This is a genomic window from Hymenobacter montanus (assembly GCF_014699115.1).
Classification (GTDB): Bacteria; Bacteroidota; Bacteroidia; order Cytophagales; family Hymenobacteraceae; genus Hymenobacter; species Hymenobacter montanus.
The window spans coordinates 55782-68301 of sequence record NZ_JACXAD010000005.1 but is presented as its reverse complement, the minus strand read 5'-3'; the positions used below and the strand labels follow the sequence as shown (position 1 = coordinate 68301).

Genomic DNA, 12520 nt, shown 5'->3' with positions numbered 1-12520 from the left:
GCTGCCTCACACATTACAGACGCGCGCCGGTCCAGCCCCCTACCTGACCAACGTTCCCGACGCGCTCTGACGAAGGGAGACGGAGCAGCTAACAACTTGTCCGGTCTCCGTCTTGTTGATTCCTCGTTCCGCATTACGCGCCGCGCCCGGTACCTTTGTTTTTCTTATGCCCGATTACGACATCCACGAATACCCTAATGGTATCCGCCTGCTGCACAAGCAGGTACTTCATACTAAAATTGTGCATTGCGGCTTCCTGCTCGACATTGGCTCGCGCGACGAGGCTCCGCACCAGCAGGGCCTGGCTCATTTCTGGGAGCACATGGCTTTCAAGGGAACCAAGAAACGCAAGTCGTTTCACATTCTCAACCGGCTCGAAATGGTGGGTGGCGAGCTCAACGCTTACACGACCAAGGAGAAAATCTGCTTTTACGCCGCCCTGCTCAGCACCCACTTCGAGCGCGCATTTGAGCTGCTGACGGACCTGACCTTCAACTCCGTGTTTCCCGGCCGGGAGGTAGAAAAGGAGCGGGGCGTAATTCTGGAAGAGATGAGCATGTACCAGGATGCCCCGGAAGATGCCATTGTCGATGATTTTGACGCGGTGGTATTCGGCGACCATCCGCTGGGGGTGAACATCCTCGGAACCCGCGAGAGCGTGAGCCGCTTTCAGAGCGCCGATTTTCATACCTTTTTGCAGGAGCAGATGCGCACTGACCGGCTGGTATTCAGCTCGGTGAGCAACCTGCCGTTCAAAGAGGTGAAGCGCTTGGCCGACAAGTTTTTGGCCCCGCTGCCGGCCAAGCTGGGCCCGCGGGTGCGCCGCCCGGTGGGCGACTACCAGCGCAAGGTGCAGGTCGAAACCCGGCCTATCTCGCAGGCCCACTGCCTGGTAGGGGGGCCGGCCTACTCCATTGCTGACCCGCGCCGTATCCCGTTTTTCATGCTGAACAACATCCTCGGCGGGCCTGGCATGAATTCGCGCCTTAACCTGGCCGTGCGCGAAAAGTATGGCCTCGTGTACACCATTGACAGCACCTACTCGCCCTATACCGACACGGGCTTGTTCGGCATCTATTTCGGCACCGAGGGCAAGCAGGTGAAACGCACCCTGGGCCTGGTGCAGAAGGAACTCAGGCTGTTGCGCGAAAAGCTACTGACCGTCAATCAGCTGCATACTGCCAAGCACCAGCTCATGGGCCAGCTCGCCATGAGTGAGGAAAGCAACAGCGGCCTGATGCAGCTCCTCGGCAAAAGCACCCTCGACCTGGGCCGGGTGGAGCCGTTAAGTGAAATTTTCGGGAAAATCGAGCGGATTTCGGCGACGGAGCTGCGGGATATGGCCAACGAGGTGCTGACCGACGAGCACTTGAGCGTGCTGCAGTACGTGCCGGAAGCAAAATGAACCGGCCCGTATTTGGCCACGTGGGTAGCTACCGGCCCGGCGACACGTTTCGTAACCGGCTGGAGCTGGCTTTTAGCGGGGTGCACCGGCCGCGCCGGGCGGGCGTCTGCGGCACCCAGCAGTTGGGGACCGAAAGCATCGTCCTGGCCGGTCAGTACGAAGACGACCAGTTCGACGAGGAGGAGATCCGGTACGCGGGCAGCGGCGGGCGCGACCCGAAGACCGGCAAACAGACCACCGACCAAATAGCCGCTGGGACTAACCTCGCTCTGCTAACCAGCCAGGAAACCGGCCGGCCCGTGCGCGTACTGCGTAAGGTGCCGGCGGAGGATGGCGGGCCGGAGGTGTACCGTTACGAGGGGCTGTACCAGATTGTGGGCTCCAGCTACGGGCCGGGCAAGTCGGGCTTTCGGGTGTTTGTGTTTCGGCTGCGGGCGATTAGGTGAGTGTGCACCAGCGTTGGTTTCACCGCAGAGGACGCAGAAGGTTTCGCAGAAGGAGCGCAGAGGACGTTCTTCTGCGTTTCCTCTGCGTAACCTTCAGCGTCTTCTGCGGTGAAAACACACAAAAGTCTAAACAATGCACCACGACCCCATTCAAGCCTACGCCGAGCAGCACACCGCGCCCGAGCCGCCCCTCTTAGCCCAGCTCACCCGCGAAACGCACCTGCAAACCCTGCTGCCGCGCATGAGCAGCGGCCACGTGCAAGGCCGGTTCCTGAGCCTGTTGAGCCAGCTTATGCGCCCCCGCCGCGTCCTCGAAATCGGCACGTTTTGCGGCTATGCCACGCTATGCCTGGCCGAGGGCCTGGCCCACGACGGGCTGTTGCACACCATTGAAATAGACCCCGAGCGAGAAGCGCGCATCCGGCGCTACGTGACCGCGGCCGGTAAAACGGCTCAAATCAGGCTGCACATCGGGGCGGCCCTCGATGTTTTGCCGGGCCTGGTCGATGAAGTCTGGGACTTGGTCTTTATTGATGCCGACAAGCGCAGCAACGACGCTTATTTTGAGGCAGTAATCGGGCAGGTGCGCCCGGGCGGGCTCCTCATCGTCGACAACGTACTGTGGAGCGGCAAGGTGCTGCCCGGACACGAGGTAAGGAAGAGCGACAGGGATACGCCGCTAGTCCGAGCTTTCAACGACAAAATGGCCCAGGACGCGCGGGTAGAGCCGGTTTTTCTGCCCCTGCGCGATGGGTTGCTGCTACTGCGGAAACTCTGACCACGGATTCGCTCGGATTTTTCGGATTACACGGATTTTGTGGACGATGCGGCCTGCCTGCTGATTTTTCGTAGTGGTTGCGTGATTATCTAACCCAATGCAAAATGCAAGTTGCTAACTCTATCGACCCAAGATATCTACCCAAACCAGGGCATCAAGCACACGTTAAAATCGTCCACAAAATCCGTGTAATCCGAAAAATCCGAGCGAATCCGTGGTCAAGAATCCGAGCGAATTTGTGGTCCGTGGTCTGGAAACTGCTTTTCTTTTGGCTGATTGGGCTGGGTACGGCCTGGGCCCAGGCACCGGCCCCGGTGAGCGGGCGCGTGGCCGACGGCAAAGACCAGTCACCCCTGATTGGAGCTAACGTGGTGCTGATTCATTTGCCGGACTCGGTGAAAACCGGCACTGCGGCCGATGCCGAGGGCCGGTTTCAGTTCGATAACGTGGCGGCGGGGCGCTACCTCCTGGAGGCTTCTTTCGTGGGCTACCAGAGGCAGCGCCAGGCCCTGGTCGTGAGCGGGCAGCCGGTGCAGGTGGGCACGTTGGCATTGCAGGCTGGGGGCGTGCGCCTGAAAGGCGTGGTGGTGACGGGCCAGGCGGCTCAATCGGTGCAGAAAGGCGACACTACCCAGTTCAACGCCCGGGCTTTTAAAACCAACCCCGATGCCACCACCGGCGACCTGCTTGAGAAGCTGCCCGGCGTGACCCGCGGGTCTGATGGCAAGGTGCAGGCCCAGGGCGAAAACGTGCAGCAGGTGCTGGTTGATGGTAAGGTCTTTTTTGGCAACGACCCCGATGCGGTGCTCAAAAACCTGCCGGCCGAAATGGTGGACAAGATAGAGGTGTTCGACCAGCGCAGCGAGCAGAGCCGGTTTTCGGGCTTTGATGACGGCAACACGACGAAAACCATCAACATCGTAACCAAAGTGGAATTCCGCAACGGCACCTTTGGGCGAGTGGTGGCGGGGGCGGGCCCCGACCGCTATCGGGCCAGTGGCAACATCAACGATTTCAAGGGCAGCCGGCGGGTGTCGGTGCTGGCCCAGTCGAACAACGTGAACGAGCAGAACTTCGGCACCGAGGACCTGCTGGGCGTAGTGGGCAACTCGAACCAGGGGGGCAACGGGCGAGGTAGTGGAGGGCGGGGGCAGGGTGGTGCGGGCGGCGGCGGCAACGGCGGTAATGCCAGCGACTTCCTGGTGAACCAGAGCGGGGGCATCACCAAAACCAACGCCGCGGGCCTAAACTACTCGGACTCCTGGAACAAGAAAACCGACCTGTCGGCCAGCTACTTCTTCAACCGGGCCAATAACACGCTGGTGAGCAGCGCACAGCGGCAGTACGTGCTGCCTCAGCAGGCCAGCACCACCTACAGCCAAAGCATCAACAGCAATAACCTCAACACCAACCAGCGTTTCAACCTGCGCCTAGAGCACAAGATCGACTCGGCCAACTCCATCCTGTTTCGGCCCCGCTTCAGCTACCAGCAGAACGAGGCCACCAGTGGGGTAGATGGGGTTACCCGCTCGAGCGGCGAGGAACAAAGCCGGATTGCGAGTAGCTACGGCTCGAACAACCGGGGCCTGAATACCGGTGGTGACCTGCTGCTGCGCCATCGCTTTGCCAAGCCCGGCCGCACGGCCAGCCTGGGCATTGGCGGCACGTACACCCAGCGCAAGGGCGACAATGCCCTGCGAACGGTCGACACGGGCTCTGCTATTAACAACCTCAACCAAACCAGTACACTGAAGCAGAACGGCGGCAGCCTCAACGCCAACCTGGCCCTCACGGAAGCCCTCACCAAGCAGGACCAGCTGCAGGGTAGCTACGCCATCAGCTACGCGCCCAACGAGTCGAATAAATACACCTACGATGTGCTGACCGGCGATACCCGGCAGCTGAACGAGGGCCTGAGCAACGTTTTCGAAAACTACTACCTAACCCAGTCGGGTGGGCTGACTTATCGGCACGTTACACCCAAGTACCAGGCCAGCGTGGGGCTGGCCGGGCAGTACGCCGAGCTGTACAGCGACGCGCAGTACCCCCGACCCAGTACTGGGCGCTACTACTTCGTGAACGTGCTGCCCAATGCCAGCCTCACCTACCGATTCTCGCGGCAGAAAAATCTACGGTTCTTCTATCGTACTAATACCAACGCTCCCAGCGTGAGCCAGTTGCAGGCCGTAGTGAACAACGCCAACCCCCTGCAGCTTACCATCGGCAACCCGACGTTGCGGCAGGAGTTCCAGCATTCGGGGGTGATTCGCTACTCGGCTTCGAACCCGGAGGTGTCGAGTAACTTCTTCGCGCTGCTCTCGGGCTCGTTCACCCAGAACCCCATTGCTAACCGCACCGTGGTGGCAGCCGACGAGGTTACCGTAGTGCCGGAGGGTGCACCGGGCGTGCGCCTGCCCGCCGGCGGGCAGCTTACCCAACCCGTCAACCTCAGCCAGCAGTACTCGGTGCGCTCGCTGGCTAGCTACGGCCGGCCCATCAAAGCCATTAAAACCAACGTGAACCTGAGCGCGAACGCCAGCTTTACGCAGACGCCGGGCCTGGTGAACGGCGCGCTGAACTACGCCCGGGTGCCCTCGGTGGGGGCCGGCCTGACGCTCAGCTCCAACATCAGCGCTAACCTCGACTTTACGGCCTCGACCACGTCGAGCCAGAACTTCGTGCGCAACACCCTGCAAGCCCGGCTTAATAGCAACTACTTCGCGCAGGTTACCCGCTTCCGGCTGAGCTGGATTGTGGGGCCGGGCATCGCCCTCCAAACCGACCTGTTGCACCAGGCGTACTCAGGGCTGTCGGCGGGCTACAACCAGCAGTACCTGCTCTGGAACGCTAGCCTGGGCCAGAAAGTCTTCCCCGGCCAGCGGGGCGAAATCAAGCTCTACGCTTTCGACTTGCTGGGCCAGAACCGCGCCATTCAGCGCAACGTAACCGAGGCATACTACGAAGACGTGCAGACCACGATTTTGCAGCGCTACCTCATGCTGATGTTTACTTACAACATTCGCAGCGGCAACGTGGTGGCCCCCACCGAGCCAACCGATAGTCCCCGCGGTGAGCGCGGCTTTGGCCGCCCCGGCGGCTACGGCCGGCCCGAGGGCAGCGGCCCGCCTCCCGGCGTGGGACCTCCCGGGGGCGGACCGCCCTAAGTCGTCCTAATTAAAAGTAGAACATTTCAAGGCTTGGAGCGGAAGCAATCATTCTCAACGGCGCTCGTCGCTCCTTTAACTAAAAATCAGGTTATTTGCAGGTTCCGGCCAAGGAGGCAGCCGAGGTAATTGCTTCAGGTCGGCGTTGCTTATGCGAAAAATAGTCGTGTTATTTCTGTTGTTGGGCTGGGGCCTGGGGCGCCCGCTAGCGGCCCAACCCCTTGCTTCCCGCCCGCGTCCGCAAGTGCCGGCGACCCTGGATGTGGCCGGATTACACTTGGTGTTGAATGAAGCAGCGCAGCAGCTGGTGCAACAAAAAGCCGATGGCCTGGTCCGCCACCAGCCGTCGTTTCAGGCGCGGGTAGATTTGGCTGATGCCGCGTTTCCCATTATCGACCGAGTACTGAAAGCCGAAGGGGTGCCCTTGGACTTTCGCTACCTGGCCCTCCAGGAAAGTGCCTTGCAGGGCGATGCGCGCAGTGCGCACGAAGCCGTGGGCTACTGGCAGCTTAAGCAGGAAACCGCCACGGGGCTGGGCCTGGTGGTGAACGACGCCGTCGACGAGCGCCAGCACCTGGCGGCCAGCACCCGGGCAGCCGCCCGCTACCTGTCCCGCAACAATGCCAAGCTGCACAACTGGTTAAACGCCCTGCTCAGCTACTACACCGGTCTGAGTGGCGTAATGCCTTACACGCTGCCCACCCACGCCGATGCCACCGAAATGGCCATCACCGAGGCCACCTCGCCCTACCTGCTGATGTTTCTGGCCCAGAAAGTTACTTTCGAAACGGCCTGCGGCCTGAACCCAAACCCTCCGCTGCGCCTCCTGGAGTTTCCGGCCCTGGCGGGCCAAAGCCTCCAGGCCCAGGCCCAGCTCCTGCGCGTCGATCCCGCCGCCCTGGCCGTGCATAACCACTGGCTGCTGGCGGCGGCTGTGCCCACCGACCGTCCTTATACGCTCATTGTGCCCGTCAGTGACATTACCCAGGCCGCCACTATCCTGGCCAATCAGCGCTTGCAGAGCAGCCAAGAGCTCCTGACCATGCCCGAGGTTGCCGACAACCCGGCCGAAGTACGGGTGAACGACTTGCGGGCACTCGTCGCGCTGCCCGGCGAAACCACTGCCGACCTCGCTCGCCGGGGCCACAAGGGGCTGCGGGATTTCTTGCACGACAATGAATTGACCCCGTTCGACGCGGTGGTGCCGGGCCGCCCGTACTACTTGGAAAGCAAGCGCGACGCTGCGGCCGTAGAGTACCACGTGGTGCAGCCGGGCGAAACCGTGTTTGACGTGGCCCAGAAGTACGGTATCCGCAAAAAGGCCATCATGAGCAAAAATCGCATGTTCCTGCCCGAGGAGCTGCGACCTGGGCGCGTGTTGTGGCTCCAGCACGTGCGGCCCCGCGAAGTAGCCGTGGAGTACCGGACCTTGTCGGAAGGCGCGCGGCTGGAACGGGTGGCCAAAGCCCCTCGCCGCCCGAGCCCGGAAGCCGTTGCCGGGACCGGGGAGCCCGTCCTGGTGACCCCGGGCCGCCGCCAAGCCGCCGCTCGGAGAGGGAGGCGCGAATCGGCAAAAGCCGAACGAGCCAAGGCGGCCGCCCAAGACGGCTGGGGGGAGGCCCTGCCGGCCCCGAGTACCCCCGCCCAGGCAAGTCAATCCCCAGAGCCAGCTCCCACGCCAGTATCGACCCCCGTGCGCCCCGTGGCGCCCGCGCCGGAAGTAGTAGCCGAATTATCGCCCCCGGCGCCGGTACCCCCCTCCAGTCCCTTGGCCGATGAGCCCCGCGAACCCGAACCTAGCCAGCCCGAGCTAGCTGCGGAGCCGCTACCGGAGCCGGTAGTAAGTAGGCCAGCCGTGACGGTATCAAAGCCCGCGCCCGTCAAGTCGGAGCCCGCGCCCGTCAAGTCGGAGCCCGTGCCCGCCACCCCACGGTCCGTTGCCGTGGCCCCCAAGCCCGCTGCCGCGCCCGCTCCCGTGCCAGTAACTCCTGGACCGGTAACTCCTGGACCCTCAACCAATGGGTCCCCGACTGGGGCCGTGGTCCCGGCGACGCACCGGGTAGCGCGGGGCGAAACGGTGTACGCCATTGGCCGGCGTTACCAGATACCGCCAGCCACCTTGCTGGCTATCAATCAGCTGGCGCCGTCCGCTAACCTGAGCGTGGGACAGGTATTGCTGCTGCAGGCGCCGAGCTTGCCCCCGGTTGCGGCGGCGCGGCCCCCGGCGCCGACGCCAGTGGCTCGCCCAATAGCCTCCCCGGCAGCCGCTGGAACCAACCCGGCACTATACGTGCCCCAAAAGACCGCTTCGCCAGTTGCTACGGGGCCAACGGCCGCGATTAGCGCCGCAATTCAGCACACGGTGGCGATTGGCGAAACCCTGTACAGCATCTCCCGCCGCTACGGGGTAACCGTAGCCGACCTACAGGCCTGGAATGGGAAGCAAGACGCCACGGCAAAACTGGGTGAGGTGCTGCGGGTGTTTGCCGCCCAAAAATAATCCATTCCTTAAGTCCTTGTGCCTAAGTAACGGCCTCTAGCAGCCCATCCTGCTTCGGCTCCGCGGACGCCAGATGAGCAGGACCGCCTTTTGCTAGACCAGTACTTGTGACTGGTTACTTAAAGTAGATTTTCCGTTTTCGGCCAGGGTAGCATTTCGGTGAGTTGGGGTAGGGGGTAAGCCTTTCCTTCAGGGCCGGCGACTTTGGGAGCGGGGCCTTCGGCGCTGCCGCTTTTTCGTTGGCCGACACCACACTTATCAACTTCAGCAATACCACTGCTCCATAGAGGGTGCTTGTCTTTAGCTTCTGCGTGGTCGGTTTTTACCGCAGCTCGAGGTTTCACGCGGGCCCGAAGCAGGCTCCTATCACGGGCCGCCGCGTTTGGCAAAGGCGGCTTTGGGGCGGTAACTTTGGAAATGAGGAGCCTGCAATTCCCCGCCGACGGCTTCCTCCTCTATTCCTCAGCCGTACCCAATGCCCGTTTTCTCGCACCTCCACAGCCACACCCAATACTCGCTGCTCGACGGCCAGGCCAGCATTTCGGCCCTGATGAAGAAAGCCCAGGCCGACGGAATGCCGGCCGTGGCCCTCACCGACCACGGCAACATGTTCGGGGCGTTCAACTTCGTGGCCGAGGCCAATAAGTACAACGTGAAGCCCATCGTCGGCTGCGAGTTCTACCTGGTGGACGACCGCCACAAGAAGACCTTCAGCCGGGAGAAGGGCGAGCGCGACAACCGCTACCACCAGCTGCTGCTCGCCAAGGACCAGGCCGGCTACCACAACCTGGCCAAGCTCTGCTCGCTGAGCTTTATTGAGGGCCTGTATTCTAAGTTCCCCCGCATCGACAAGGACTTGCTGTTGCAGTACCACGAGGGCCTGATTGCCACCAGCTGCTGCATCGGGGCCGAGATTCCCCAAACTATTCTGTTCGGGACCGAGGCCCAGGCCGAGGAAAAGCTGAAGTGGTGGCTCGACGTGTTCGGCGAGGACTTCTACATCGAAATTCAGCGCCACGGGCTGATGGACTTCGACGGCACCGGCAAAAGCCAGGAAGACGTGAACCAGGTGCTGCTGGGCTTCGCCCGGAAGTACAACGTGAAGGTGATTTGTACCAACGACTCGCACTACGTCGACCAAACCGACTACGCGGCCCACGACCTGCTGCTGTGCGTGAACACCGGTGAGGAGCACAGTATTCCGGTGGGTGACATCCGCACCAACTACTACACCCTGCTCACGAGCAAGGGCGAGGTGAAGTACGACCTGCTCGACAACCTGCGCCGCGACTATGGTCGTGACGAAAACGCCCAGCGCCAGCTGCGCCGCATCGACGAGGAGCTGCAGAAGCCCAAGCCGCATACCCGCTTCGGCTTCGCCAACGACCAGTTCTATTTCAAGACCCAGGCGGAAATGGCGACCCTGTTCCACGACGTGCCGGAAAGCCTGGACAACACCAACGAGATAGTCGACAAAATCACGCCCCCGAAGCTGGCCCGCGACATCCTGCTGCCCAACTTCCCGCTGCCCCCGCAGTTTGCCAACGCCGACGAGTTTCTGCGGCACCTCACCTATAAAGGGGCGTTTGAGGGGCCCAAGCCGCGCTACTCCGAGCGCACCCCCGAAATTGAGGAGCGCCTCGACTACGAGCTGCGCATCATCCAAACCATGGGCTTTGCGGGTTACTTCCTCATTACCCAGGACTTCATCAACCACGGCCGCTCGGTGGGCGTGGCCGTGGGCCCCGGCCGGGGGTCGGCCGCCGGCTCGGCGGTGGCGTACTGCATAGGCATCACCAACATCGACCCCATCAAGTACTCGTTGCTATTCGAGCGCTTCCTGAACCCCGAGCGGGTGTCGATGCCCGATATCGACATTGACTTTGACGACGTGAACCGCCAGAAGGTCATCGACTACGTGGTGGGAAAGTACGGCAAGACCCAGGTGGCCCAGATTATTACCTTCGGCACCATGGCGGCCAAGTCCAGCATTAAGGACGTAGCCCGCGCTATGGAGCTGCCCCTGCCGCAAACCAACGACCTCACCAAGATGGTGCCCGACAAGCCCGGTACCACCCTGGCCGGGGCTTTCGCCGAAAACCAGGAGCTCGACATGATTCGGCGCGACGACTCGCCCGATAACCTCAAGGGCTACATCCTGCGCCTGGCCGAGCGCCTCGAAGGCTCGGTGCGCAACACCGGCATTCACGCCGCCGGCGTCATCATTGCGCCCGACGACATCACGAAGTACATTCCCGTGTCCACGTCCAAGGATTCGGACCTGCTCGTGACTCAGTTCGACGGCAAGGTGATTGAGAGCGCCGGCATGCTGAAGATGGACTTCCTGGGCCTGAAAACTCTGACCATCATCGTGGACGCCCTGCGCCTGATCGAGCGCAACCACGGCGTGAAGATCGACATCGACGACATCCCCCTCGACGACGAGAAAACCTATGCCCTCTACCAGCGCGGCGACACCATCGGCACCTTCCAGTTTGAATCGGAAGGCATGCGCCAATACCTGAAGGACCTCAAGCCGACGAACATCGAAGACTTGATTGCCATGAACGCCTTGTACCGGCCGGGCCCCATGCAGTTCATCCCGAACTTCATCAACCGCAAGCACGGGCGCGAGGAAATAGAATACCCGCACGAGCTGCTGAAACCCATCCTGGAATACAGCCAGGGGATTATGGTGTACCAGGAGCAAATTATGCAGACGGCGCAGATCCTGGCCGGCTACTCGCTCGGCGGCGCCGACCTGCTGCGCCGGGCCATGGGCAAGAAGGACATGAAAAAGATGGCCCTCGAGCGCGAGAAGTTCATCGAAGGCGCCAAGAAGCTGCACGGCATCGCGCCGAAGAAGGCCAACGAGGTGTTCGACGTGATGGAGAAGTTCGCTGAATACGGGTTTAACCGCTCCCATTCCGCCGCTTATTCCGTGGTGGCCTACCAGACCGGCTACCTCAAGGCCAACTACCCGGCTGAGTACATGGCCGCCGTGCTCACCAACAACATGGGCGACATCAAGAAGGTGACCTTCTTCATTGAGGAAGCCCGGAAGCAGGGGGTGCCCGTGCTCGGGCCCGACGTGAACGAAAGCCTGCTGAAGTTCAACGTGAACCAGGAGGGCGCCATCCGCTTTGGCATGGGCGCCGTGAAAGGGGCGGGTGAACTCGCGGTGGAAAGCATGGTGGAGGAGCGGGAGAAAAACGGCGAGTACACCGATATTTTCGACTTCGCCAAGCGGGTGAGCCTGCGCACGGTGAACAAGAAAACCTTCGAAAGTCTGGCCCAGGCCGGGGCCTTCGACAACTTCGGCAAGCACCGCCGCTTATATCTCGATGCCCCGGCCGGCGACCAAAACCTCATCGAAAAGGCCATGAAAATGGGCCAGCAGCACCAGGCGGCGAAGGAATCGGCCCAGCACAGCCTGTTCGGTGCCGGCGCCTTCGGGGCGGTGGCCGCGCCGCTGCCCAAGATCCACGACCTGGAGCCCTGGAGTAAAACCGAGCAGCTGCGCCGCGAAAAGGAGGTGGTGGGCTTCTACCTGTCGGGGCACCCCCTCGATAGCTACAAGCTGGAGCTCGATGCTTACTGCACCTGCGGCCTCGACAAGGTGGACGAAATCAAGAACAAGGAAATAGCGGTGGCGGGCCTCATCACCAACGTCTTGTTTAAGACCACCAAAAACGGCCAGCCCTTCTGCACCTTCACCCTGGAAGACTACGAGACCAGCATCAACCCGGCGCTGTTTCGCGACGACTACACCAAGTTTGCCCCGCTCATCAACCCGCGCAACTACCCCAACGAGCAGGTGCCGCCCATGTACGTACGCCTCAAGCAGGAGCTGCGCCGCCATACCCAGGACCAGTGGGACCTGCGCATCCTCTCGATGCAACCCCTGGCCGACGTGGCCGAGAAGATGAGCAAAGGGGTGCGCGTGCGCCTGGACCTGCGCACCGTCACGGGCCCCATGCTCGACCGGCTGCAGGATGCCATCGACCACGCCCCGGGGGGCAAGCGTCTCGAAATCCAGTTCGTGGAGCCGCACGAGCATCTGTCGGTCGACATGTTCTCGCGCAAGTTTCAGATTGAGCCGAAAGGGTTTATCGAGAAAATGCGCGAGCTGGAACTGGAAGTGTGCACCCTGATTTAATGGTCAGCTTACGTAAACAAAGCCAACTGCATTCCTGAAGCAGCTGGCTTTGTTTGGTGCAGTTCACA

General features: G+C 61.7%; 6 protein-coding genes. All 6 read left to right on the top strand.

What is annotated here, in order from left to right; all coding sequences use genetic code 11:
• Nucleotides 1-166: 166 nt before the first annotated feature.
• The 6 genes from IC235_RS05720 (at nt 167) to dnaE (ending at nt 12452) form a co-directional block, all read left to right on the top strand.
• Nucleotides 167-1405 (top strand): M16 family metallopeptidase, encoded by a 1239-nt coding sequence (locus IC235_RS05720; RefSeq protein WP_191004206.1) that lies wholly within the window; start codon nt 167-169, stop codon nt 1403-1405.
• Nucleotides 1402-1851 carry a YDG/SRA domain-containing protein gene (locus IC235_RS05715; RefSeq protein ID WP_191004205.1) on the top strand — a complete coding sequence of 150 codons (450 nt, stop codon included), beginning with the start codon at nt 1402-1404 and terminating at the stop codon, nt 1849-1851. Before IC235_RS05720 ends, IC235_RS05715 begins: the two co-directional genes overlap by 4 nt.
• A gap of 133 nt (nt 1852-1984) precedes the next feature.
• Nucleotides 1985-2629 (top strand): O-methyltransferase, encoded by a 645-nt coding sequence (locus tag IC235_RS05710; protein ID WP_191004204.1) that lies wholly within the window; start codon nt 1985-1987, stop codon nt 2627-2629.
• A 245-nt stretch (nt 2630-2874) separates the two neighbouring features.
• Nucleotides 2875-5793, top strand: coding sequence for an outer membrane beta-barrel protein (locus IC235_RS05705; RefSeq protein ID WP_191004203.1), 2919 nt, complete (start codon nt 2875-2877; stop codon nt 5791-5793).
• A gap of 151 nt (nt 5794-5944) precedes the next feature.
• Nucleotides 5945-8293, top strand: coding sequence for a LysM peptidoglycan-binding domain-containing protein (locus tag IC235_RS05700; RefSeq protein ID WP_191004202.1), 2349 nt, complete (start codon nt 5945-5947; stop codon nt 8291-8293).
• Nucleotides 8294-8768: 475 nt separating this feature from the next.
• On the top strand, nt 8769-12452 hold the full coding sequence (dnaE, locus tag IC235_RS05695; protein WP_191004201.1) for a DNA polymerase III subunit alpha: 3684 nt from the start codon (nt 8769-8771) through the stop codon (nt 12450-12452).
• Nucleotides 12453-12520: the final 68 nt, after the last annotated feature.

What these genes read in the sequence shown, in the direction of transcription:
- IC235_RS05720 (WP_191004206.1), top strand. Translation starts at nt 167, where the DNA reads ATGCCCGATTACGACATCCACGAATACCCTAATGGTATCCGCCTGCTG.
- IC235_RS05715 (WP_191004205.1), top strand. Translation starts at nt 1,402, where the DNA reads ATGAACCGGCCCGTATTTGGCCACGTGGGTAGCTACCGGCCCGGCGAC.
- IC235_RS05710 (WP_191004204.1), top strand. Translation starts at nt 1,985, where the DNA reads ATGCACCACGACCCCATTCAAGCCTACGCCGAGCAGCACACCGCGCCC.
- IC235_RS05700 (WP_191004202.1), top strand. Translation starts at nt 5,945, where the DNA reads ATGCGAAAAATAGTCGTGTTATTTCTGTTGTTGGGCTGGGGCCTGGGG.
- dnaE (WP_191004201.1), top strand. Translation starts at nt 8,769, where the DNA reads ATGCCCGTTTTCTCGCACCTCCACAGCCACACCCAATACTCGCTGCTC.